The 24,360-nt window shown below is 63.1% G+C and carries 20 protein-coding genes and 3 pseudogenes; 14 read left to right on the top strand and 9 right to left on the bottom strand.

The window, feature by feature from the left end; all coding sequences use genetic code 11:
• Positions 1–43: 43 nt before the first annotated feature.
• The 5 genes from NKH42_RS15990 to NKH42_RS16010 all read right to left on the bottom strand — a co-directional run bounded on the left by NKH42_RS15990 (position 44) and on the right by NKH42_RS16010 (position 5,142).
• Complete coding sequence (locus NKH42_RS15990; RefSeq protein WP_352974245.1) at positions 44–955, bottom strand: phospholipase D family protein; 912 nt, start codon at positions 953–955, stop codon at positions 44–46.
• On the bottom strand, positions 955–2,778 hold the full coding sequence (locus NKH42_RS15995) for an ATP-binding protein (RefSeq protein WP_352974247.1): 1,824 nt from the start codon (positions 2,776–2,778) through the stop codon (positions 955–957). Before NKH42_RS15995 ends, NKH42_RS15990 begins: the two co-directional genes overlap by 1 nt.
• Entirely contained in the window at positions 2,768–4,246 is a 1,479-nt protein-coding gene (locus NKH42_RS16000) for a DEAD/DEAH box helicase (protein ID WP_352494984.1), read from the bottom strand. The genes NKH42_RS15995 and NKH42_RS16000 overlap by 11 nt, the downstream gene beginning before the upstream one ends.
• 273 nt (positions 4,247–4,519) lie before the next feature.
• Entirely contained in the window at positions 4,520–4,726 is a 207-nt protein-coding gene (locus tag NKH42_RS16005) for a hypothetical protein (RefSeq protein ID WP_352974249.1), read from the bottom strand.
• 122 nt (positions 4,727–4,848) lie between these two features.
• The gene (locus tag NKH42_RS16010) at positions 4,849–5,142 is read right to left on the bottom strand and encodes a hypothetical protein (protein ID WP_352974250.1); all 294 of its coding nucleotides are present in this window, start codon (positions 5,140–5,142) and stop codon (positions 4,849–4,851) included.
• A 452-nt stretch (positions 5,143–5,594) separates the two neighbouring features.
• Between NKH42_RS16010 and NKH42_RS16015 the strand changes: the two genes are divergently transcribed.
• Both NKH42_RS16015 and NKH42_RS31270 read left to right on the top strand, forming a co-directional pair.
• Entirely contained in the window at positions 5,595–6,032 is a 438-nt protein-coding gene (locus NKH42_RS16015; protein ID WP_352494986.1) for a hypothetical protein, read from the top strand.
• A gap of 764 nt (positions 6,033–6,796) precedes the next feature.
• A pseudogene (locus NKH42_RS31270) lies at positions 6,797–7,166 on the top strand (ABC transporter permease subunit); the annotation flags it as partial.
• Between the two features lie 144 nt (positions 7,167–7,310).
• Here NKH42_RS31270 and NKH42_RS16025 read toward each other — a convergent pair.
• From NKH42_RS16025 to NKH42_RS16040, 4 genes are all read right to left on the bottom strand, one after another.
• Positions 7,311–8,528 (bottom strand): MFS transporter, encoded by a 1,218-nt coding sequence (locus NKH42_RS16025; protein ID WP_352974252.1) that lies wholly within the window; start codon positions 8,526–8,528, stop codon positions 7,311–7,313.
• Positions 8,529–8,585: 57 nt separating this feature from the next.
• On the bottom strand, positions 8,586–10,022 hold the full coding sequence (rpoN, locus tag NKH42_RS16030; RefSeq protein WP_352974254.1) for an RNA polymerase factor sigma-54: 1,437 nt from the start codon (positions 10,020–10,022) through the stop codon (positions 8,586–8,588).
• 69 nt (positions 10,023–10,091) lie between these two features.
• On the bottom strand, positions 10,092–10,625 hold the full coding sequence (locus tag NKH42_RS16035) for a peroxiredoxin (RefSeq protein WP_352472428.1): 534 nt from the start codon (positions 10,623–10,625) through the stop codon (positions 10,092–10,094).
• Between the two features lie 1,149 nt (positions 10,626–11,774).
• The gene (locus NKH42_RS16040; RefSeq protein WP_352974256.1) at positions 11,775–12,095 is read right to left on the bottom strand and encodes a hypothetical protein; all 321 of its coding nucleotides are present in this window, start codon (positions 12,093–12,095) and stop codon (positions 11,775–11,777) included.
• A 199-nt stretch (positions 12,096–12,294) separates the two neighbouring features.
• Between NKH42_RS16040 and NKH42_RS16045 the strand changes: the two genes are divergently transcribed.
• The 12 genes and pseudogenes from NKH42_RS16045 (at position 12,295) to NKH42_RS16095 (ending at position 24,256) form a co-directional block, all read left to right on the top strand.
• A complete protein-coding gene (locus NKH42_RS16045; RefSeq protein WP_352974258.1) occupies positions 12,295–13,497 on the top strand; it encodes a cytochrome P450 in 1,203 nt (400 codons plus the stop codon).
• Positions 13,498–13,589: 92 nt separating this feature from the next.
• A complete protein-coding gene (locus NKH42_RS16050; RefSeq protein WP_352974260.1) occupies positions 13,590–14,879 on the top strand; it encodes a cytochrome P450 in 1,290 nt (429 codons plus the stop codon).
• Between the two features lies 1 nt (position 14,880).
• Positions 14,881–15,006: pseudogene (locus NKH42_RS16055) on the top strand (ferredoxin); the annotation flags it as partial.
• Between the two features lie 168 nt (positions 15,007–15,174).
• Positions 15,175–16,017 carry an SDR family oxidoreductase gene (locus NKH42_RS16060; RefSeq protein ID WP_352798338.1) on the top strand — a complete coding sequence of 281 codons (843 nt, stop codon included), beginning with the start codon at positions 15,175–15,177 and terminating at the stop codon, positions 16,015–16,017.
• Positions 16,017–17,360 carry a cytochrome P450 gene (locus NKH42_RS16065; RefSeq protein ID WP_352798316.1) on the top strand — a complete coding sequence of 448 codons (1,344 nt, stop codon included), beginning with the start codon at positions 16,017–16,019 and terminating at the stop codon, positions 17,358–17,360. The genes NKH42_RS16060 and NKH42_RS16065 overlap by 1 nt, the downstream gene beginning before the upstream one ends.
• A gap of 154 nt (positions 17,361–17,514) precedes the next feature.
• The gene (locus NKH42_RS16070) at positions 17,515–18,507 is read left to right on the top strand and encodes a polyprenyl synthetase family protein (protein ID WP_352798339.1); all 993 of its coding nucleotides are present in this window, start codon (positions 17,515–17,517) and stop codon (positions 18,505–18,507) included.
• Positions 18,508–18,652: 145 nt separating this feature from the next.
• Positions 18,653–20,203, top strand: coding sequence for a hypothetical protein (locus NKH42_RS16075; protein ID WP_352974262.1), 1,551 nt, complete (start codon positions 18,653–18,655; stop codon positions 20,201–20,203).
• Positions 20,200–21,102, top strand: coding sequence for a terpene synthase family protein (locus NKH42_RS16080; RefSeq protein WP_352974265.1), 903 nt, complete (start codon positions 20,200–20,202; stop codon positions 21,100–21,102). Before NKH42_RS16075 ends, NKH42_RS16080 begins: the two co-directional genes overlap by 4 nt.
• Positions 21,103–21,187: 85 nt before the next feature.
• Complete coding sequence (gene fni / locus NKH42_RS16085) at positions 21,188–22,237, top strand: type 2 isopentenyl-diphosphate Delta-isomerase (RefSeq protein WP_352974267.1); 1,050 nt, start codon at positions 21,188–21,190, stop codon at positions 22,235–22,237.
• Between the two features lie 91 nt (positions 22,238–22,328).
• A pseudogene (locus tag NKH42_RS31275) lies at positions 22,329–22,475 on the top strand (ISKra4-like element ISMet1 family transposase); the annotation flags it as partial.
• Positions 22,476–22,698: 223 nt separating this feature from the next.
• Positions 22,699–23,025 carry a helix-turn-helix domain-containing protein gene (locus NKH42_RS16090; RefSeq protein WP_352565968.1) on the top strand — a complete coding sequence of 109 codons (327 nt, stop codon included), beginning with the start codon at positions 22,699–22,701 and terminating at the stop codon, positions 23,023–23,025.
• Complete coding sequence (locus NKH42_RS16095; RefSeq protein ID WP_352974269.1) at positions 23,000–24,256, top strand: type II toxin-antitoxin system HipA family toxin; 1,257 nt, start codon at positions 23,000–23,002, stop codon at positions 24,254–24,256. The genes NKH42_RS16090 and NKH42_RS16095 overlap by 26 nt, the downstream gene beginning before the upstream one ends.
• Positions 24,257–24,360: the final 104 nt, after the last annotated feature.

A 24,360-nucleotide genomic window follows, 5' to 3' on the forward strand; every position in this document is an offset into this window, starting at 1 on the left:
ATCCGGTGGACCAGCCGGAATGCTGAGCCGCTGATAGGAACGTCTATTCGCGACCGGCACCCGGCCGCAGGCGCGTGACGAAGGACTGTGGCGCGATCTCGTATTTGTCGCGTAAGAAGTACGTCAGCCATTCGCGAACGATTTGCCAACGCGCCACTGCACTCATGTCGGAAGTTCCAACAAGCGTTTGGATCAAATCAGCAGCGGCCGCATCCGACAAGTCGCTCTGAGCCGCTTTCAAAATGGCGCTAACGGCAGGCATGGTGGAAAACCGATCAGCAACCTGCGTCCGGAATGTCGGTTCGTTCAGCTGGGGCTCGATGGCCAGCGCTTGAAGGTCATGGTCGGCGGCTTCGATAGCCGACGACGTCAACCTTTCTCGGCCGGAAGGCATATAGGCGGTGAACAATCGTTCGGGAGCCGCTAGCTTCGGGAGCCACGGTCGGGCCAGCGCGTCGTCAACTGTCTTCGCGTCAGGAAGAGGAGGTCGTTGCAAAACATCTACGACGGCTTGAATGGCTGCGCGTTCCTCGGCTGTTGCCAAGCGCGCTCCGGATAGTCCCGCCCGACACCGTAGGACCGCCTCGTCGTTTGACGGTACCGGCATGAGCAATTCAAGGTTGGGATCGTTGCACCAGCCAAGTGCCGTCGCAGTCAGGTTTGCAGACCCCGCAAGCAGCAGATCGTCGGAGGCATAAAGTTTGGCGTGCAGGTTATCGAGAAGCCGCAGCGTCACGCCGGATCGGCTGGCGGCGATGTCGAAGACGGCCAAGTCGCTAACGCCGGCCGCGATCTCCTCAGCATGCCACCGGGTGACGATTTCCACTGCGACATCGGGATCAATGGCGTCCAACAAGCGTTTCACCACGCCGAGCTTGATGAAGGGCGCACAGAGTAAGACGCTCCTTTTTGCTCGCGCCAAATGCGCGACGCGTAGATCGCCATCTCGACGCATCAGTCAAGGCCGGAAATGTCGACAGGATCAAGGAAGTCGCGCGCAAGTTTGCCCCAGCTCTCGCGGACCCTTTCATAGCGCGCCTGGTTTGGCGGATCTTCGCGCTCCATGCGCGCCCAAGCGGCGAAGAGAAGCTGGACGGCTTGGCCGGCCTTCAGCAGGCGATCCTGCAGTTCGGTGCTGGACAGCGCGTCAAGGTCGTCATCGGCAGAGACCGTATCGAAGATCATATCGAAGGCGGGATGTCGGCGGTTAAAGACTACCTCGGTGAGTGGCCCACGAGCGACGACGGTGAAGAGCTCGGACGACCCCCCAAGGGCTTTGTCGATGAAGACGACCTTCAGGTCGCCGGATACGACACGGGCGACGATTTCCGACGTGTCTTCGGCATTGCGCCCGTGCTCGGTCAGATCTCCCGAAAGCTCATTCAGATCATCGGTCGACGGTTTGGTATCCCCATCGGGAATCGGGTTGGTCTCGTCCCGCTGCTTCCAGCGCTTGTTGGCCTCTTCGGTTGGGTCGCCGTCGGTGTGTCGTTTGCCGCCCTTTCGGGTGCCTTTGGCCTGGATCTTAATCGTGCTTCGAAGCTGGGCGAGGTTATGCTTGATAGTTTCGCTGAGGTGAAGGAGCACCCCCTTTGGATCGCCCTCATCCTTGAGGCGTGCAACGACCTCCGGCATGGTTTCACCAGGATCAGCGAGATCCTTCCAATCGAGGCCGGAAAGCTCGTTGAAGACTGTTGCCGCCTGCTTATTGTTGGTGACGCCGAAGATTTCGTCGAGGGCCGCGGGAAATTCGACCTCGCATCCCCACCAGCGATCACGCGGGTCGTACTGAATCGTCCAGGATCGGTCGAGCATTAGCTCCCGGCCCTCGCGCATTACCGAGACGCCAATATTGCTAGCCGCATCCTTCCCGTAGGCGGTGTCGCCGCGGTTCACCGAGCCCGCGAGATCAAGCGTAATGTCCTTGGCGACCGAGTAGCGAGTCTGGACCTGATAGGTCTTCTCATTGACCTCCACCGTCACCGGAACGCTAAATACGTCCTTGAACATGGGTTCTTTGTTGAACGGCGGCAGCATGGTCGGCGCCGCGATCAGGTACATTGGATCGTTGATCGTGACCGCATCGGACTCCAGATAGCCGTCCTCGCCGCCCGCTAGCCGGATACTGAGACTTTGGTCACCGACAAACCGGCGGTGGATGCGTCCGAGTAGCCAGCCGGTGTTCTTCAATGTGGCCTTGGCGCCCTTCCAGGTGAGCCTGTCCGGACTAAGCTTGGTCCAGACGACCAATGTGCCGCTATGTCCTAAGCTCAACGCTCTATCACGCCATTCAGCCGGAACCGCAGACGGTTGCGGGATGGGCACATCCCTGCGCAGCCGGTCTCGAATCTCCTGAACATCGAGGAAGCTGTGTAGGGCATTATCGGGCCCGTTCTCCCAGCTCCAAACATCGAGCCGTCCAGCCTGTGAAATGGAAGCATTTGGAAGGCCCATGCCGAAGCGACCGATGCCCGAGCGGTCGTTCAGGCGGGTCCCGTTGCCGAATTGCAGTGCTTTCCGAAGCACTGACGCATTCATGCCCAGCCCGTCGTCGAGCACCGCGATCTTGGTCAAGCGTTTGCGCTTGCGGTCGGCTAGTTGCACCAGCTCTTCGATGCAGATGATCTCAATGCTCTTGGCTTCGGCCTGCACAGAGTTGTCGATCAGTTCCGCTAGAGCATAGGCGGTGTTTTTGTAGCCGCTGTCGCGCATCGCTTGGATCGCGAGATCGGCGGGTATGAAGGACGCGTCTTCAATCGTCGTCTCGTCAGTCGCCATGCCAGACGTCCTCCCAGTTAAAGAATGCCTCGGCAATGTCTCCGAACCCAGGATAGGCGGGATCGTGGACAGTGAGGATTTCGCAGGTATCGTTGCCGCCAGCCTTGGGGCCGCGGGTGGCCCGGCCGACCATTTGGCTATAGAGCACAAGCGATTTAGTCGGCCGCGCGATGATGGCCGCGCTTGTGCGCGGAGCATCGAAGCCAGTGGTGAGGACGCCAAAATTGCAAAGTATCTGTGGCCGGAAGGTTGCACCCTTAAAGGTCTTCAGGATCGAAGTCCGCTTGGCGTTAGGAGTTTCGCCTGACACAACGGCGGACATGACACCATGCGCCGCCAGACCGCTAGCCATGTCCTGAGCGTGTTCGACACTGACCGCAAACAAGATGATCCGCATATGTCCGCGATCGATCAGTCCTTTGGCCGCATCAAGGATCGCAAGGTTCCGGGCCGTGTCTGCAGCGAGCTTGTCCAAAGTCTCATCGGCATAATCATCAAACCTCGCCAACTTCTTCAGCTCAGCCGGAGACGGACGAATGACGGGTGAGTACTCGATCTGTTGAAAGGCAGGCCGAGCCAAATAGCCGTTATCCAGTAGGTATTTGACGGGATTTGGATCGTCGCCGATCTCCAGCACGACCTTCGAACCACCGAAGAAATCCGACAGCGCCTCGTCGGCACCCATGTCATTCCAGGACCGACCTGGCGTGGCGGTCAAGCCGAGCAAGGCGCCTTCACCTCCAGCGCCACATAAACCTTCGACGACGTCCCGGTAGGTCGGCGCCACGGCCTGATGGGCCTCATCCATGATGACCAGGCGGACCTTGGCCGCCAGCTTCAGGAAAGCCAAGCCGTCGCGCTCGCGCCAAGAATGTAATTTGGCGAGCCCAGCGATGAGAATACCATCGGCCATATCGTCTGGCGCTGGCGTGCGAGCGCCCCAGAAACGACGGAGCTCCAGATCACGGTTGCCCATTGACGACCAAGCCGCCTCAAATGTTTCGGCGGCTTGCTCCAAAAGTTCACGGCTGGTGGCGAGCCAGACAACGATGCCCGGCTCAAATTCATTCAGTGCTCGGGAAACCAGGTGCATCGCAGTTCGCGTCTTACCCGAGCCTGTCGGCATGTGAATGAGGGTGCGGCCATATCCGCCACTCACCCGCACATAGGCGCGTCGGACCACTGACCGCTGATGCGCAAAGAGCGAGAAGGACGGCTGAACCTGTTGGCGGTGCAGCGCCGTCGTTCCAACGGCTGCATCCTCGCCCTGCAGACCGAGAAATCCGCTAGCAATAGCCCAGGGCCGAGGAGTTGCGAGATCCCTGATATCGTGTTCGTCCGCGGCGACGTCGACCCCACCTTGGCTTAATCGCGTCTTCAATTCTTCTAGTTTGCCAGGGTCGAGATTGCGTAGCAGGGTCTTCCTCGTCTCAGTATCTGCGATAGATTGCTGCGCGCGGTCCTGCAAAGCTCGCTCGGCCGCAGCTATGAGGGAGGACCGATCGCCTTTAGACGCCAATGGAAGGAGTGGAAGCACGCGTGGGCCGACAATAATCTGAAGATCGCGCGCGGTTAGGCGATCAAGCAAGCTCCCTAGATTCTGACCTGGAGAGGCACCCGCATAGCCCCGTTGTGGATCGAATACCAAACCCCTAGTCGCCCCTGATCGCGATTCGCACCTGCCCTAAGCGCAGCGACTATAGCGGAGGAAGGACCATCCACCACATTTTAGTTTGAATTATTATGCCGCGTTATCATCTTCGGGCCGAACGCCGCGGGTTTGCACGACAATCCCGGCCTTCGAGATCAATCCGCTGTCGATAAGCCCATCCTCCTTTCCGTTTCTGAGGATCAGACCGATGTTTCTCGGATTCTGTCCGATGAGCGCCGCTAGGCGAAGATATGACCCATCACCCTGCTCGGCATCAAACGCGTAGCCGCCCTTCACCTTAGCGACTTCGTTCCCTGCCCGCGTCTCTATGATCTCGCGAATGGCAGCTTCCGCTTTCCCCCTATCCTGCTGCGCTGCGTAGTGGTGTTCCTTGCCGGGGAACAGGGTCCACCAGTCGACTAGCGCCTTTCTCTTCCCCGCGAGATAGACAATCCTTTGAAATAGCCGCTAAAGCCATAATTCGTGTGGCCTCCGGCCGAGGCGAAGCGTCCGTGCATGTCGGATTTCGGCTGGATCTGGATATCACCGTCATTCGGCTTCGCCGCTCGGATTGCAAGAATGCTGTTCCCGACGGTCACGACGAAATAGCCGTTAGCCTCGAAATCCCCCGCTTCCTCGGGCTTGATCGCGACTTCGTCACACTCCTCGTGGTCCCAATCGATGACGCGGCCAGTCAACTTAATTGCCGTCATCTTTGTCATGCTCCGTGCACGAAAACAGGTGATGGAATGTCCTTATCAGTTGGTAGTACTGCCAATGAAACGAGACGAGCGACACATATTGCAACATATAGCCGATACTGCTTACGGTGTCGGGATCACAGGCGAGGGGGAGACCTCACCACATTCCAGCATCAGTTTGGGCAAAGCGGCTATTAATAGCATCGTGGCATTCAGCCGTGCCGACATCAAGAACACGGATGAACTCTACAATGATGAATTTTCCCACGTGACTACAATGCGCTCCGTCGCGCTCTGGCGAAGACCACGTTTGGAAGCGCTGGCTCTACCCTTGGACTCTTGGTCGACGGTGACGAGTCTATCGCGCATGGCCCGCCGGGGAGGCCATTGGCGGCTAAGTAGGCTGTGCCTGCCATTGCGTGCTTTGACCCCGTTATTCCAGTGATCGCCTTGTGAGGACACAGGTGATCGACTGCGGATCGATTTGCGAAGCGCTGCTTGGCGACTGCATTCTTCACGGCGTTATCCGTAACGACAAGATGGAAAAGAGAACATTCCAATGGCGGATCGAGGTTGCCGGGGCCATCGTAACCGCGCCCTTAAAAGGTTCTCTCACCCAACTCCGAAACCTGCGTAATACGGTGCACATCACCAAGATCGCCACGACCAGCGCTATTACCGGACTTGGCAACGGCCTCTTACACGACGGTACCCGAGACTATCAATTCGACGAAAGCATGGAAGGCAGCGCATCCATCGGCAAGCGCGGCACAGTGAACATCATCGACGGGAGAGCGACAACGAAACCGGATCGCGCGACCGCGCAACTGAGACTCCTGGTGGGTCGCTACGCCTGTGTGGTCGAGTTGTATCGAAATATCTTGATGGAGGATAGTGCATGACTGACGAAGAAACCAAGGCGCTCGCCCGAATTGCGAGCAGCACCGATCAGGACGCGCGGCGACAGATGGCGATCAACGCCCGTCGGACATCTGAGACCGTTGAGAGAGCTGCTCTCCGTCGGCTGGCTTCGTTCTCTGCAAGGCATGCCCCAGGTACGGTTGAACACGATTGCTGGGCCATGGTGCACGCGGTTGAGGAACTGCGTCGGCTCAACGGACGGAAAGTGAGCCGCAAGAATCGCTATGCGGCCAAAGATAGAGAGGGAGGGCGAGATTGCCGCCCTCGAATACTGTGCTCTCAATCAGACCGAACGATTCGCGGAGGTGATGGACTACGGGACACCGGAACTCACGGCCGAGGCCATCGTCCTGAGGCACAGGGACCATTTTAGCCAACCGGCGCTTGCCGCCGCCCGCGCGAGGCTATTGAACGTGCTGTGTAGGCTGGCCAGCAGATCAGTTGCCTATCCACCTCATCCTTGAGCTTGTTGATTGATGCCACGAGCGGTAAATTAGCGGCGAGTCCTTGGCCCTGCGCCAACGGGCCAAATGGAGAGGGCAATGTCGGCTTTCGATAGCTCACCTTATTCCGACATTCTCCGCAACCGCGCCTGGCGAGCGAAGCGTTCGGATGCGCATCCACATGGCACAATCACCTAAGCCAGCGCCGCGTCTGCGGCAGCTGCACAAGCTCGTGGGGATGTTTCATTGACGAGGCATCCATTTGGCTGAAGACTCGCGATTCGATCGTTGTGCCCAGCGCCGAAGGGGTGCGCGGCGTGCCGGCGCTGCGGCTGGTCTATCCCGAGCTGATCTACCGGCCATTCACTGCTGGTCTATGTCGCGTCCTGATGGAATCTAGCTGGTTGGTGCTGTTTAGCACCCGCGTCGGCGTAGGGCTTCGCGCGGTCGACGACAATCCGGCCGCCGTTGACACCACTGGCATTTCGCGACTTGTCTGCGCTATCGTGCGGCATCTTCACCGGCGTTCTGACGGGCATGGCCGGCGCGTAGCTGTCGCTCGCCCAGAATGCCGGGTTGTCGAAGGATATGACCGCCAGCGAGGGTTCCATCGCGCTGGCAGCGCTCATCGTCGCCAAATGGAAATCGGTGCCGGCGAGGTTCGCGTGTCTGGCGGCGAAGGTCGCCATTGCCCGGAGGTGAAGCCGGCCAGGCGCTTGCGCTGGTCCATGCGTAATCATGCGGAGGATCGCGCCGCGCCGTGCCGATTGGATCTCTCGTCCCGCTGCGCTGCTGAGGCCTCTTCTGTCAGGCGGTCTAGGTTTCGCGCTTCGGGCCAAGCAGGAACACTGTCAGGGCGGCGACGAACGTGGCAACAGCACTGTAGGCAATGGCACTGGTAATCCCGGCATTGTCCACCAATAGTCCGCCGAAAATCGCGCCGGCTGCGATTGCCACTTGGAACGCTACGACCATCAGCACACCGGCGCTTTCGGCGTGCTCGGGGACGGCCCGCCGCACCATCCACGTCTGCAATCCTACCGGCACCGCGCCGAAGGCAAAGCCCCACGCGGCAACCGCAATCGCCGAGGCCAAGGCCGATGCTCCCGCCGTCAGCAGCGAAACAGCGGCTATCGCTATGAGCAGCGGTGCAAGGGCCGCGACTGCCTTGAGACTGTACTCGGCCAGAAGCCCGCCGGCCAAATTGCCGAAGAATCCGCCGATGCCAAAAGCAAGCAACACAAGCGAGATCGTTTCGACATCCAGCGCGGGAATCTTCTCGAGGAAGGCGCGGATATAGGTGATTCCGGCGAAGTGGCCGGAAGCGACCAGCAGGACGACTAAAAGCGCAACCTTGACCATCGGAATCTTAGCCACATCCAGCAGGCTGCGGACGCTAGCCACTCCAATCGGAGGCAGTCTCGGAATGGTTATGAGTTGCACCAGCAGTGTAGCGGCGCCGCCGGCTGCGGCGAGCATGAAGGCGCTTCGCCATCCCCAGATATCGCCGACATAAGCGCCGATTGGAGCTGCGCAAACGGTAGCCACGGAAACGCCGGTGAGGATGACCGACATGGCGCGCGGCAGGAGGTGGCTTGGAACGAGCCGCATCGCCAGTGCTGCCGACATCGACCAGAAGCCGCCGAGCGCTATGCCGAGCACAACGCGTGCAGTGAGGAGAACCGCCAGTGACCACGCGCCAGCCGCCAGAACGTCCGACAGTATCAGCAGCAGCGTCATCGTCCACATGACGATCCTGCGGTCCAGGCGCTTTGTGATGATGGCCACCGTTGGCGCCGAAATGGCCGCGACCATAGCGGTCGCCGTCATCGCCTGTCCAGCCGCTCCCTCGGTGATACCGAGATCGTGCGCGAGCGGCGTGAGCAGGCTGACAGGAAGAAACTCTGCCGTCACCAGCCCGAAGGTACCCAAGGAAAGCGAAATGACCGCACCCCATGCGGGACCAGACGGTGGGGCGGGCTTTTCTGAGTCGTGCAGAACAGCGTCCACGACGCCTGCCGCGGATTGGGTCATGAACGAAGTCTCCACTTTGATGCAATGCAACGTGATGTTGGCTGCCTTGACCCAAATTTAAAAACACAAGCGCATTTGCCGGCGGCGTTGCACGGAGGAGGGGATGTTCATTGCTTCGCGATATTTTGTGACGGTGCGGCGTGCAACATCGATGCCGGTTTCCTTCAGCCGGGCAGCGATGTCCTCGTCGGAAAGCACGTCGCCGGGAGATTCTGCGGCAATCATCGCTTTGATCCGATGCCGGACAGCTTCGGCGGAGTGCGCATCGCCGCCTTGGCAGGACGCGATCGCGACGGTGAAAAAATACTTCAGTTCAAAGACTCCGCGCGGGGTAAGCATGTACTTGTTCGAGGTCACCCGGCTTACCGTCGACTCGTGCACGCCGATCGCGTCAGCGACGGTTCTAAGATTGAGAGGCCGCAGGTGGGCGACGCCATGTTCCAAAAAGGCATCCTGCTGACGCACGATTTCAGCCGCAACCTTAACAATCGTCTTGGCGCGCTGATCGAGGCTGCGGATTAGCCAGTTCGCGTTTTGCAAGCATTCGTCGAGAAATGCTTGATCTTTCGAATTTTGGGCAGTTTGACGCGAGACTTCGGCATAGTAGCTTTGGTTGATCAGCAGCTTTGGCAGCGTGGCGGGATCAAGTTCGATCTGCCACCCGCCTTGCGGTGAGGGCGTGACCCAGACATCGGGTATGATTGATTCAGACGCACCGGATTGGAATCGGTTCCCAGGCTTGGGATCGAGCGCCCGAATCTCATCCATCATGTCGAGAAGGTCTTCTTCATCGACGCCGCAATGCTGCTTCAGTGCCTCAAAATCCCGTCGCGCAAGCTTTTCAAGATGGGCAACCAAAGCTGCCATTGCCGGGTCGAGCCGGTTTCGCTGGCGCAACTGGATCTCGAGGCATTCTCTGAGACTTCGCGCAAAAACTCCCGGTGGATCAAATTGCTGCAAGGTTCCGAGAACCCGTTCCACAACAGCCTCACGGACATTCAGGCTCTCGGCCAGCTCCAAAAGGTTTGCCCGAATATAGCCAGTGTCTTCCAGATCGGCGGCAAGCTGGCCAGCGATCAGCCGCTCCTGTGGTGTGAACGCAGTGAGGGCGATCTGACGAGCGACATGGTCGTGCAATGTTTCGGCGAGGGTGGCAAACTCGTCGAGGGAAGGGCCATTGCCCGGCGGGTTGTTGGTCGTGTTGCCAAGTGATTTCCATTGCCCGAGCCGTTCAGGCGACCCTGCCCCGGTCGGTCCTTCAACGGCGTTTGCGCCAGGGCCGACAGGCTGATCCGCTCCCGAAATCGAAACGTCGTCAAAAGGCCCGCCATCGCTTGATGCAGATTCCAAAAGCGGGTTCTTCTCGATTTCCCGCTCCACGAACTGATGCAGTTCAGTATGCGCCAGTTGCAGCAGGCGAATCGACTCAATGAGTTGAGGCGATGCGACCATGGATTGCTTCTGGCGCTGAAGCAGGCTTGCTGAGGATTGCATGGTGAGCGCGATAATCCTGTCGAGGAGCCTCTTGGGGCCGGCAATGGCACCAGTGAGACGTATTCTAGGTCATGCGGCGGCTTTCAGCGTTTCGAGAACGTTTTGCGGGGACGAGACGCCATAGGGGTCGGCCTCGCAGTTGTCGGAGAAACCTTCCTCCTCGAACCAGTGCTCCACCACGCCATTGTTGATCAGGGCGGCGTAGCGCCAGGAGCGCATCCCGAAGCCGAGATTGTCCTTGGCGACCAGCATGCCCATCTTGCGTGTGAACTCGCCTGAGCCATCGGGGATGAGCTCGACCTTCTGCAGGCCCAAGGACTTCCCCCACGCATTCATGACGAAGGCATCGTTGACGGAGACGCAATAAATCGCGTCAATTCCCTCCTTCTCAAACTCATCATAGAGCTCTTCGAAATTGGGCAGTTGGTAGGTCGAGCAGGTCGGAGTGAAGGCGCCAGGCAGCGAGAACAGGATGACGCGCTTGCCGGCAAAGTAGTCGTCAGATGTCTTTTCTTCCCAGCGATATGGATTTGGGCCCTGGACTGACTCATCGCGAACACGCGTGAGAAAGGTGACGAAGGGAACCTTCTTTTGAACGGTCATCAACTTGCTCCTCAGGAAAAAACTGGCGCGCCGGATTCTGGCAGAGGCTGGCGCAATACCGAGCAAAGGCTCGTATGCCGGGCATGAAATGAGGCCCTCGCGGCTCGCACCCTCCTTTTTCCATCCCGATGTAGGGGAACGTCTTGGCTGCTGGTCTTCGTCACTCGAACGCCATCGATCTGAGCAAGTGGAGGCTGTCGAGCCGCTGGGGCAATCTTTCCACGGCTATGGCGCCGGAAGCGGCATCCATCGCTTGCGCTCGTGCCCGGGACAAAGTGATAGCGGGCCCGAAGTAGCCAATATCGAACGCGTGTGGAGGCCTCAAATGGGACTTCACGCAAGAGACCCGCGTTACTGAGCTGGTTCGGCGTATTGTCGAAGTTTGCCAGTGACCCGCCGACCTTGGCTTCGGTGGCTCTTTGATGGGGCTCTTGGGCACTCACATGCTGATCAGAACCGGTAAACGGCAATTGCGCGAGCGCCATGTGTTGGCGTGCCGGCATCGGACCAGCCATGCGCAAAGCGGCTGCCGAGGAGGGACCTCCGGAGGAGATGATGTACCGATGTTCAGCGGGAACAGGCACCGTCTCCTCAGGCCACGGTCTAGAGCTTCGCGTGTCGGGCATGGCGCAAGTCGCTTTCATCGTGTTTTGATGGGCTCTGACCAGGAGCAGCAAGCGGCGTGCCATTTCAAATAGAGATGCTTTTGGAGCGATCCTTTTTCTTGGAAGGACCGTGTCTTCAAGACCGGGCGCGCCCTATAACCGCCTCGTCAGCACGCTCGACAAGGGTGCTGTATGGTGCGGATATGCGGCTGCTTCCGCACCGGCTGGACAAAGACGAACCGAAAGCCGAGCCGATGCCCTACCTCACACCGGCGGGCACTGCAGCGATTTCATAGCGTTTGCCGCAAACGTGTTCTTGCGTGCGCAGGCTCGGCTTTCGCGAACATGCGCCTGTCGCAGCAACCATGAACGCGCGCTCTCGAGCAAGCGCCCTGACTCCGTGAGGATCGAATTCCCCAATCGTGTCTGTTTGCCGCCCCTTATGTTCGAAACTGGACCAGAATGTCGCAAGCCCGACCGAAAGGTCGCCCAGCGCGTACTATCCGACACTGTTCTGTCGCCTTTGTTGGTCCGCGACGCCGGCCTATTTCGCCGAGCTCTTGTCTGGCCTCAGGCTAAGCCAGTGAAAAGCAATCACAATTTTTTTCTTCTGCTGGGCCGGCCAAATTGGCACGAGTTTTGAAGCTCCTTCGTTGCGGGCCGGGAGCCGCCGACCGACCTTCATTTCGTGGATGGCACCGCGATCGATGGAACGAAGAAAGAAAAGCAAAATGTCAAATCCGCGTCGGATAGCGTCTATGGACAGGGGGTCCTCGGCGAGACCGCCCTTACCCAACAGCTCGCCGCCCTTGTCGACCCTTGCGCAGGAAATCTTGGCCGGCGGCGAGTCAAAGGCCCACCACACCGACTTTGTCCTGACCTCGAAGGTGCAGGATAACGTTCTGCATCTCGCCGCGCGATGTGCCTAGACAGGTACGCGTTAGCCGATCTTGATAATCGGTCTGCCTTCGGACGACGTCGTCTACAGCCGTCTTAGGTCTTCGCTGCCGCAGCGCCCGCCGGTCACCTTCCGCCCTTCCATCGCTATAGAGTGAAGTGCCACCATGTCCGAACAACCTTTGCCGACGCTGCCGATGTGGCGCGTCGATCACATTGAGCCCTCGCCCGAGATGTTGGCGCTACGCGCCAACGGTCCGATCCACCACGTGCGCTTCCCGTCCGGGCACGAAGGCTGGTGGGTCACAGGCTATGACGAGGCCAAGGCGGTGTTGTCCGACGCGGCGTTCCGGCCCTCGGGAATGCCGCCGGCGGCATTCACCCCGGATTCGGTGATTCTCGGATCGCCGGGGTGGCTGGTCTCGCACGAGGGGGGCGAGCATGCCCGGTTACGCACGATCGTGGCGCCGGCCTTCAGCAACCGCAGGGTGAAGCTGCTCGAGCAGCAGGTCGAGGCGATCGCCGCGCAGTCGTTCGAGACACTGGCGGCCCAGCCCCAGCCCGCCGACCTGCGGCGCCACCTCTCCTTTCCGCTTCCGGCCATGGTCATCAGCGCGCTGATGGGCGTGCTCTACGAGGATCACGCCTTTTTCGCCGGGCTGTCCGACGAGGTGATGACGCACCAGCATGAAAGCGGCCCGCGCAGCGCGTCGCGCCTGGCCTGGGAAGAACTGCGCGCCTACATTCGCGGCAAGATGCGGGACAAGCGCCAGGGTCCGGGCGACAACCTGCTGACGGATCTGCTCGCGGCGGTCGACCAGGGCAAGGCGACCGAGGAAGAGGCGATCGGCTTGGCGGCGGGAATGCTGGTGGCGGGGCACGAGAGCACCGTCGCGCAGATCGAATTCGGCCTGCTGGCCATGTTCCGCCATCCGCAACAGCGCGAACGCCTGGTCGGCGATCCATCTCTGGTGGATAAGGCGGTGGAGGAAATCCTGCGCATGTACCCGCCGGGCGCGGGTTGGGACGGCATCATGCGCTATCCGAGCACCGACGTGACCATCGCGGGCGTGCATATTCCCGCGGAGAGCAAGGTGCTGGTCGGCCTGCCGGCGACGTCGTTCGATGCGCGCCATTTCGACGACCCGGAAGTCTTCGACATCGGACGCGACGAAAACCCGCACCTGGCGTTCTCCTACGGGCCGCACTACTGCATCGGCGCGGCGCTGGCCAGGCTGGAACTCAAGGTGGTGTTCGGTTCGATCTTCCAGCGCTTTCCCGCGCTGCGCCTGGCCGTGGCGCCCGAAGAACTGAAGTTGCGCAAGGAGATCATCACTGGCGGCTTCGAGGAGTTCCCGGTGCTCTGGTGATGCGCGGACGCCGCCGGGAATCGCGATCTTCTCCGCAATTTGCCGGCGCGCCTGGCGCGCCGGTCAGATCAGCCAGCCAACAGGTAACCAATATGGACGTGCAAGAAACCACGGCAACATGCCGGGACGCCTTCGCCGAACTGGCGTCGCCAGCCTGCATCCACGACCCGTATCCATTCATGCGGTGGTTGCGCGAGCACGATCCGGTGCATCGCGCGGCGTCGGGCCTCTTTCTGTTGAGCCGCCACGCCGACATATACTGGGCGCTCAAGGCCACGGGCGATGCTTTTCGGGGACCGGCGCCGGGCGAACTGGCGCGCTATTTCCCGCGGGCGGCGACCAGCCTGTCACTCAGTCTGCTGGCGTCCACGCTAGCGATGAAGGAACCACCGACTCATACGCGTCTGCGCCGGCTGATCTCGCGCGATTTCACCATGGGCCAGATCGACAACCTGAGGCCGACCATCGCTCGCATCGTCGCAGCGCGCCTGGACGGCATGGCGCCCGCGCTGGAGCGCGGGGAGGCGGTGGACCTGCATCGGGAATTCGCGCTGGCCTTGCCCATGCTGGTTTTCGGCGAACTGTTCGGCATGCCCCAGGACGACACGTTCGGGCTCGTCGCCGGCATCAGCGCCATTCTGGAAGGCCTGAGCCCGCACGCCAGCGATCCCCAGCTCGCCGCGGCGGACGCGGCCAGCGCCAGGGTGCAGGCCTACTTCGGCGACCTCATACAGCGCAAGCGCACCGATCCCCGCCACGACATCGTGTCAATGCTGGTCGGCGCACACGACGACGATGCCGACATGCTGTCGGATGCGGAATTGATCAGCATGCTCTGGGGCATGCTGCTGGGCGGCTTCGCCACCACTGCCGCGGCCATCGGCCATGCGGTCCTGGCGATGCTGGCGTATCCCGAACAGCGGCACTGGCTGAAGGGAGATGCCGTGGGGGTGAAGGCATTCGTCGAAGAAGCCCTGCGCTACGACGCGCCCGCCATGTTCAGCTCCATTCCGCGTATCGCCCAGCGCGACATCGAACTGGGCGGCGTGGTGATCCCGAAGAACGCGGACGTGCGCGTGCTGATCGCGGCCGGCAATCGCGACCCGGACGCCTTCGCCGATCCCGACCGCTTCGATCCCGTGCGGTTCTACGGCACCAGTCCTGGCATGTCGATCGACGGGAAGATCATGCTGACCTTCGGCCACGGCATCCACTTCTGCCTGGGTGCGCAACTGGCCCGAGTGCAGTTGGCCGAGAGCCTGCCGCGGATCCAGGCGCGCTTCCCCACGCTGGCATTGGCCGAGCAGCCGACCCGGGAGCCCTCCGCGTTCCTTAGGACGTTCCGCGCGCTGCCGGTGCGGCTGCATGGGCAGGGGGGCTGAGATGCGCGTCCTGGTCGATCAGGATCTGTGCGGAACTACCGGGCAGTGCGTGCTGACGCTGCCGGGCACCTTTCGCCAGCGCGAACCGGACGGCGTGGCCGAAGTGTGCGTGGCGACGGTCCCGCAGGCGCTGCACGCCGCCGTGCGGCTTGCGGCCAACCAGTGCCCGGTCGCCGCCATTCGGGTCATCGAAAGCGACGCTGGCCATGACGAGCGCGCCAGCGCCGACCCTGCGCCTTCTCCGGCGGAGGCCGAGCGGCATGCTGCGAAAGACCAATACAATTCAGGAGACACGATGGGACGGTTTGAAGGCAAGGTGGCCGTGGTGACCGGCGCTGGCGCCGGCATCGGCAAGGCATGCGCTCTCGCCATCGCGCGCGGGGGGGGAAGAGTGGTGGTGGCCGACATTGATGGCTCGGCGGCCATCGCCTGCACCGCGCAGATCGCGGCCGAAGCAGGCCACGCGCTGCCCATAGGCATGGATATCGCCGATGAGCAGGCGGTGGCAGCGCTGTTCGAGACGGCGGAGCGGCACTTCGGGGGGGTCGACCTGCTGGTGAACAATGCGAGCGCCATGCATCTGACCCCGCGCGACCGCGCGATCCTCGACCTGGACCTAACGGTCTGGGATCAGACCATGGCGACCAATCTGCGCGGCACCCTGCTCTGCTGCCGGCAGGCCATCCCACGGATGATCGCCCGCGGCGGTGGCGCGATCGTCAACATGTCGTCGTGCCAGGGACTCAGCGGTGACACCGCGCAGACGTCCTACGCCGCGTCGAAGGCGGCGATGAACATGCTCTCGGCTTCGCTCGCCACCCAATACGGTCATGCGCAGATCCGCTGCAACGCCGTTGCGCCAGGTCTCGTCATGACCGAGCGTCTCCTCGCCAAGCTGGACGAGTGCATGCAACGGCATCTGCGCCGTCACCAGCTCCTGCAGCGCGTCGGCCGCCCCGAGGACGTGGCCGCGCTCGTGGCGTTCCTGCTCTCCGACGATGCTGCGTTCATCACCGGCCAGGTCGTGTGCATCGATGGCGGCATGCTGGCGCATGTGCCGACATACGCCGACGGTGGCAACAGCTGCGCCGCGCGCCCTGCCGGCGACACCGAATCGGCGGCGGCGGCGCGCTGCTGATGGACATGCTGCTCAACCCGCTCAACCGTCGGCACCGGCTGCGATGCGACATCCCGGTCATGCCTGGCGCTTTCCCCCTGGTCGGGCATCTCCCCGCCATTGTCTGCGACCTGCCGCGCCTGCTGCAGCGCGCAGAACGGACGCTGGGCAGCCACTTCTGGCTGGATTTCGGCCCTGCCGGACACCTGATGACCTGCGTGCATCCGGATGCGTTCGCACTGCTCCGGCACAAGGACGTGTCCTCGGCGCTGATCGAAGAGATCGCGCCCGAATTGCTTGGCGGAACGTTGGTTGCCCAGGACGGCGGCGCGCACCGGCAGGCGCGCGATGCGATCAAGGCGGCGTTCCTGCCCAAGGGGCTGACCCAAGCCGGCATCGGCGACCTGTTCGCGCCCGTCATCCGGGCGCGGGTGCAGGCCTGGCGCGACCGCGGCGAGGCAACCATCCTGCGCGAAACCGGCGACCTGATGCTCAAGCTCATCTTCAGCCTCATGGGAATCCCCGCGCAGGACCTGCCGGGATGGCATCGCAAGTACCGGCAACTGCTGCAGTTGATCGTCGCGCCCCCGGTCGACCTGCCCGGACTGCCGTTGCGGCGCGGCCGCGCCGCCCGCGACTGGATCGACGCGCAGTTGCGCCAGTTCGTCCGCGACGCGCGCGCGCATGCTGCGCGCACCGGGTTGATCAACGACATGGTGAGCGTCTTCGACCGCAGCGACGATGGGCTCTCCGATGACGTCCTGGTCGCCAATATCCGCTTGCTGCTGCTTGCCGGTCACGACACCACTGCCTCGACGATGGCCTGGATGGTGATCGAGCTGGCGCGGCAGCCTGTGCTGTGGGACGCCCTGGTCGAGGAGGCGCAACGCGTGGGCGCGGTGCCGACCCGGCACGCGGACCTGGCGCAGTGTCCGGTCGCCGAGGCGCTGTTCCGCGAGACGCTGCGCCTGCATCCGGCGACCACGCTCCTGCCTCGTCGCGCGCTGCAGGAATTGCAACTCGGCCAACGGCGCATTCCCGCGGGCACCCATCTGTGCATCCCGCTGCTGCATTTCTCGACCTCGGCGCTGCTGCACGAGGCGCCTGATCAGTTCCGCCTGGCGCGGTGGCTGCAACGCACGGAGCCGATCCGGCCGGTGGACATGCTGCAGTTCGGTACCGGCCCACACGTCTGCATCGGCTATCACCTCGTATGGCTGGAAATGGTGCAGTTCTGCATCGCCTTGGCGCTGACCATGCACCAGGCCGGGGTGCGGCCGCGGTTGCTGAGCGGCGTCGAAAAAGGCCGGCGGTATTACCCGACCGCACATCCGTCCATGGCAATCCGCATAGGCTTCTCATGAGCTGGCATCGCATGCCCCGTGTGGCGAGGCAGCGGCGCCGGCGAGGCGCGGCATTGCTGCACTCAGCGCACGCGCTCGGTGCGACGCCGGCAACACCGCTGCGGCTTGGCGCTCGCTGTGGCCATCTCGTGTCAGGTACAAGGACATGAAAAACATGCAGACCGGTTCCACGCTACACGACGACCGAACTGGCGTTTCCGCGCTCCGCGGATTGGGCGCGCAGGCGCGCGGCGCATCCGGCAGGCTGCTGCCGGAGATCTGGATGCAGGACGGCGCAAAGCGGGTCGAACAGGCGCTGGCGCGTCTTCTCTGCGCCGAAGACGACGGTGAGACAGAGCTGATGGCGGCGATGCGCTACGCCACCTTGCATGGCGGGAAGCGCACCCGCGCCTTGCTCTGTCTGGCTGCCGGCGCACTGGCCGACACGCCGGCGCACATGCTAGACGACGTCGGCGCCGCCATCGAGATGATGCACGCCTGTACCCTGGTCCACGACGACCTGCCCGCGATGGACGACGACGTGCTTCGCCGCGGCCTTCCGACCGTGCACGTCAAGTTCGGTGAAGCCACTGCGATCCTGGTCGGCGATGCGCTGCAGGCACACGCCTTCCTGACCCTGGCGAGCCTCGATGCGCCGGGCGACAACCGTATCGCGCTCGTGCGCGAACTGGCGCAGGCCGTGTCCGCCGAGGGTGCCGCAGGCGGGCAGGCGATGGATCTGTCGCTGGTCGGAAAGCACGCCGAGCTGGACAGGATCGTGGCGATGCACCGGATGAAGAGCGGAGCGCTAGTGCGCGCGTCCGTTCGCATGGGCGCGCTATGCGCCATCGCGGAGGATGCCGCGCACGCTGCGCTGTACTGTGCGCTCGATCGCTACACCGCCTGTTTCGGCCTGGCGTTGCAGGTGGTTGACGACATTCTCGACGCGACAGCGGATACCGCGACGCTGGGCAAGACCCCCGGTAAGGACGCGGCGGCGCAGAAGCCGACCTGCGCGTCCATCATGGGGCTGCAGGCAGCGCGCCAGTTCGCGCTGGATTTGTTGCGCGACGCCGGGGAGGCCATCGTCCCGCTGGGGCCGCGTGCGGAACGGTTGGCGCAGATGCTGCAGCGGGCCAACGTGTATCTGTCCGCGCCATACGCATGAGCGCGTCCGTCCGCATGGACTCGCCCCCGTCTGCTGCGATCGGCCGGCGGGCGGTGAATGCTGCACTGTGTCCGAACCGACGGGGACGTGCGCGGCGTCTGCCCGACCTGGTTCTCGTTAGCCCTCTGCAGAAGGAACATCCCGCGTGAACGCGCTGTCCGAACAGATCCTTTCCGAATTGCGCCACCTGCTGAGCGAGATGAGCGACGGCGGCAGCGTCGGTCCGTCCGTCTACGACACGGCGCGAGCTCTGCAGTTCCACGGCAACGTCACCGGTCGGCAGGACGCATACGAGTGGCTCATCGCGCAGCAACAGGCCGATGGCGGATGGGGAAGCGCGGACTTCCCGCTGTTCCGCCATGCGCCCACGTGGGCGGCGTTACTGGCATTGCAGCGTGCCGATCTTCTTCCCGGCGCTGCCGACGCTGTCCAGGCTGCAACCCGGTTCCTCGAGCGCCAGCCAGATCCCTACGCGCATGCGGTGCCGGAAGATGCGCCGATCGGCGCGGAGCTGATCCTGCCGCAGTTGTGCGGCGAGGCCGCATCCTTGCTGGGCGGCGTGGCGTTTCCGCGTCACCCGGCGCTGTTGCCGTTGCGGCAAGCGTGCCTGGTCAAGCTGGGGGCGGTGGCGACGTTGCCGAGCGGCCATCCGTTGCTGCACTCCTGGGAAGCCTGGGGGACGTTGCCGACCACCGCATGCCCGGATGACGACGGCAGCATCGGCATCAGTCCGGCGGCCACCGCCGCGTGGCGTGCGCACGCCGTGACACAGGGGAGCACGCCGCAGGTCGGGCGCGCCGACGCGTATCTGCAGGCGGCATCGCGGGCGACGCGCAGCGGCATCGAAGGTGTCGTTCCCAACGTCTGGCCGATCAATGTGTTCGAGCCATGCTGGTCGCTGTACACCCTGCATCTGGCCGGGCTGTTCGCGCACCCCGCGCTCGCCGAGGCGGTGCAAGTGATCGTCGCGCAGCTCGACGCGCGCCTGGGCGTGCGCGGTCTGGGCCCGGCCTTGCACTTCGCGGCCGATGCGGACGACACCGCCGTTGCGTTGTGCGTCCTGCGCCTTGCAGGCCGTGACCCGGCGGTCGATGCGTTGCACCATTTCGAAATCGGCGAGCTGTTCGTCACCTTCCCCGGTGAGCGCAATGCCTCGGTGTCGACCAACATCCATGCCCTGCATGCGTTGCGACTGTTGGGAAAGCCCGCCGCCGGCACCAGCGCCTACGTCGAGGCCAATCGAAACCCCCACGGTCTATGGGACAACGAGAAATGGCACGTTTCGTGGCTGTATCCCACCGCGCATGCGGTCGCTGCGCTGGCGCAAGGCAAGCCCCAGTGGCGCGACGAGCGCGCGCTGGCGGCGCTGCTGCAGGCGCAGCGCGACGACGGCGGCTGGGGCGCCGGTCGCGCGTCCACATTCGAGGAAACCGCCTATGCGCTGTTCGCGTTGCACGTGTTGGACGGGAACGAAGAGCCGACAGGGCGCCGGCGCATCGCGCAGGCGGTGGCGCGTGCGCTGGAGTGGATGCTCGCCCGCCATGCGGCGCATGCATTGCCGCAAACGCCGCTGTGGATCGGCAAGGAACTGTATTGCCCCACCCGAGTGGTGCGCGTGGCCGAACTCGCCGGCTTGTGGCTGGCGCTTCGTTGGGGGCGGCGCGTCCTGGCTGAGGGAGCAGGAGCGGCGCCATGATCCAGAACGAACGCGCGCTGCAGCAGGTGCTGGAGTGGGGGCGTTCCCTGACCGGGTTCGCCGACGAGCATGCCATGGAAGCGGTCAGGGGCGGCCAGTACATCCTGCAGCGCATCCACCCGAGCCTGCGCGACACCAGCGCCCGCACCGGCCGCGATCCGCAGGACGAAACGCTGATCGTGGCGTTCTATCGCGAACTGGCGCTCCTGTTCTGGCTCGACGACTGCAACGACCTTGTCCTGATCGCGCCGGAACAGATCGCCGCGGTGGAGCAGGCGCTGGGGCAGGGCGTGCCGTGCGCGCTCCCCGGATTCGAGGGCTGCGCTGTGCTGCGCGCTTCGCTGGCCGCGCTCGCCTACGATCGTCGCGACTATGCTCAGCTTCTCGACGATACCCGGTGCTACTGCGCGGCGCTGCGCGCCGGACACGCGCAGGCGGCAGGGGCGGAACGCTGGTCCTACGCCGAGTACCTGCACAACGGCATCGATTCGGTCGCCTACACGAACGTGTTCTGTTGCCTGTCGTTGCTGTGGGGGCTGAACATGGCGACCTTGCGCGCGCGTCCGGCGTTTCGCCAGGTCCTGCGGCTCATCTCCGCGATAGGGCGCCTGCAGAACGATCTGCATGGCCGCGACAAGGACAGGTCGGCCGGCGAGGCCGACAACGCGGCGATCCTGCTGCTGCAGCGCTATCCGGCTATGCCTGTGGTGGAGTTCCTCAACGACGAGCTGGCCGGCCATACGCGCATGCTGCACCGGGTGATGGCGGAAGAACGCTTTCCCGCGCCGTGGGGACCGTTGATCGAGGCCATGGCGGCCATCCGCGCGCAGTACTACCTGACCTCGAACAGCCGCTACCGCAGCGACGCTGCGGGGGGAGGCCAGCGTGCGCCGGCCTGAACGCGCGGGAGGCGGCGGCGTGCGCGCGCTGCCGTCGGTCCGATCCGACGCAACGCCGTCGCCCGATGAGACGGATGGAGCGAGCATGAGCGACACCGCCCTGAGCCGGCGCAAGGACGACCATCTGGACATCGTGCTGGATCAGCGAACGGCGCCGGCCACGGTCGCCGCCGGCTGGGAGTACATCCGTTTCGAACACTGCGCATTGCCCGAGTTGGACCTGACGCAGATCGACCTGCGCGCCTCGCTGCTGGGCAAGACCATGCGCGCGCCGCTGCTGGTCAGCTCCATGACCGGCGGCATGCCACGCGCCGAGGCCATCAACCGGCATCTGAGCGAGGCAGCGCAAGCCTTGGGGATCGCCATGTGCGTCGGTTCGCAGCGCGTGAGCCTGCAATCCCGCAACTCCCAGGGGCTGACGCGCACGTTGCGCCGCCTGGCCCCAGACATTCCCTTGCTGGCCAATATCGGCGCCGCACAACTGCGCGAGGCCGACGGCCTGGACCTGGCGCGCCGGGCGGTGGATGCGCTGGAGGCCGATGGACTCATCGTCCATCTCAATCCGCTGCAGGAAGCGGTACAGCCGGAGGGCGACCGCGACTGGCGCGGCGTCCTGGCGCAGATCGCTCGCGCCGCGCGCAGCGTGGGCGTGCCGATCGTGGCCAAGGAAGTGGGGTCGGGCCTATCCGCCCCGGTGGCCTGTGCGCTCGTCGAGGCGGGCGTGGCGGTGATCGATGTCGCCGGCGCCGGCGGCACCAGTTGGGCCGCGGTGGAGGGCGAGCGCGCCCGCGATGCCGCCGACCGTGCAGTGGCGATGGCGTTCGCCGATTGGGGGATTCCGACCCCGGCCAGCGTGCAGGCGGTACGTCGGGCGCTGCCAAAGGTGAAGCTGATCGCGTCGGGCGGGATCCGCGACGGCGTCGACGTGGCCAAGGCCATCCGCCTGGGCGCGGACATCGCCGGGCAGGCGGCCGGCGTGCTGCGAGCGGCTACGGTATCCACCGAGGCGGTTGTCGCGCATTTCGAGATCGTCATCCGCCAGTTGGCCGTCGCCTGCTTCTGCACCGGCTCGGCTGATCTGGCGTCGTTGCGTCAGGCGCGCTTGTTGCCCTCGGCACATCTGCCCGCCGGTTGATGCCGGGGTCGCCCGCACGTGGCGGCGGGCGCCTAGTCTTACTGAGTCAGAAAGGATGGAAAGCGCTACCGGGCTGGGCTTCGCCGTCGCCACCACTCTCGCCGAGTCGGCGGTGAACTCAGTCGTCGGGAAACGTATGGTCAAGAAGCAGCAGATGCGCTGGTCACTTCACGGTGCGCATATGCTCGTGCAGCTCCGGGCGGCGGAGATCAACGGCGAACTTCGCAACCGGCTTCGGGCGCCTTTCCGACAGCCAGAACTGAACGGGCCGCCAATAGCCTACGCGCTTTACCGTCTATCTCAGCTGCGCTGTCGATTATGTCCGCAGCCAGGGCATCGATATTCCCGCCGAGTTGCTCTCCCAGGTCGCACCGGTTCCTTGGGCTCATATCGCACCCACCGGAGCAATGAGATACCTTTGCGTATCATCGCGCATTGGAATAGATCGTATAGGTATCATGATGGCATCTGAATCGGAAATTCTGCGCGAAATCGGTCGGCTTTTCAGGCAGGCGAGGCTGGCCGCTGCCATGACGCAGGAGCAGGTCGCTGATTTGGCGGGTATATCCCGTCCCCGCTATCGCGACATTGAAAAGGGAGCCGCAGCGGCGCGTGCGACGACGCTCATGAATATCGCTCGCGCACTCGGTCTGGAAATGATGATGGTTCCGCAAGTCATGGTGCCGGCTGTCCAGGCTCTATTGCGTCCGAATGATGATGACGATCGACCCGCTTTTGTTCCTCAACCTGACGATGACGATCATGGCTCCAGTTTTTCGCGCCGCTAAGACGATCCCGTCGCTGGACGTGCTCTTGAACGCACTGAAGGTCGGCACAATCGTTAGGACGCCGGGCGATTTCAATGCATTCAACTTCGATGAGGCCTACCGCGCGACGGGCGGCTTTCCGGTTTTCAGCCTGTCGTTCCGGGCAGCGACGGGAGGATTGCGGAAAGATCCGAAGCCTCTGGCGGGCGCCTTGCCCGCTTTCTTCGCGAACCTCCTGCCGGAGGAGAAATTGCGCGAGGCGATGGAAAAGCACCACGAAGGCATTGTCCGGCCAGGCAATGATTTCGATCTTTTAGCGGCGCTGGGCGCCGATCTGCCGGGAGCCGTACGGGCGTTGCCCAGTGACGGCGCGATAGCGGTTTCGCAGGATGCTTCAAAAGATAAGCCCAAGGCACGGTTCTCACTTGCCGGCGTGCAGATGAAGCTGTCGGTCATGAAGAACACTGGAAAAGGCGGTGGCCTTACCTTGCCGATGGACGACGAGCAGGGCCGGTACATCGCCAAGTTCCCTTCGGCGGCGTTTCCGGGCGTTTCCGAGAACGAATTCGCCAACCTGGCGCTGGCTGCAGCGATCGGCATGGAGGTTCCTGAATGCGAACTGGTCGAGAAGTCCGATTTTGAGGGCGTTCCCGAAGAATTCAACACGCTGTCGGAGGGCAAGGTCCTTCTCGTCAAACGCTTCGATCGCGGCGCCGATGGCGAGAGGATACACATCGAGGATTTCGCTCAGGTCTTCGGTGTCTATCCCTCGCGCAAAAATGAGGGGGCCGCTTATCACGACATAGCCTTGGCCCTTGGCGTAGCCGTCTCGCCTACGGCGGCTCTCGAATTCGTCCGCCGCCTGGTGCTGACGGTCATCACCGGCCATGGCGACATGCACCTGAAGAACTGGTCTTTGATTTATCCCGGCAACGGCGACAAGCCGGTGCTTGCACCAATCTACGACGTTCTGTCGACCGTGCCATATATTCCCGCCGACGCCATGGCGCTTTCGCTTGGAGGGGAGCGCTCGTTCAAGGCGCTAGCAGCACCGCGATGGAAAGCATTCGCGAACCGTGCAAGGCTTCCGGAGCCGGCAGTCCTGAAGGCAGTGGTCGAGACCGTCGAACTCGTCAACGAGCACTGGTGGCATCTGCCTGAGCGCGACGTTGTCGCGGCGAAAGTGCTCGAGCGGATCGACGAACATGTGAAGGCGATGACGCCGATACTGAACTCCTGCGCCGATAAGTGAGCCGAGCCTCTTGGGTTGATGCCGGATGATCGCCCGCAGCCCCGAATTGCTGGCGGTGGCTCGCAGGTATGCCAGCGTGGCGCAAGATTCCGCGCAGTGTCGAT

Source organism: Mesorhizobium sp. M1142 (assembly GCF_040318565.1).
GTDB lineage: Bacteria > Pseudomonadota > Alphaproteobacteria > Rhizobiales > Rhizobiaceae > Mesorhizobium.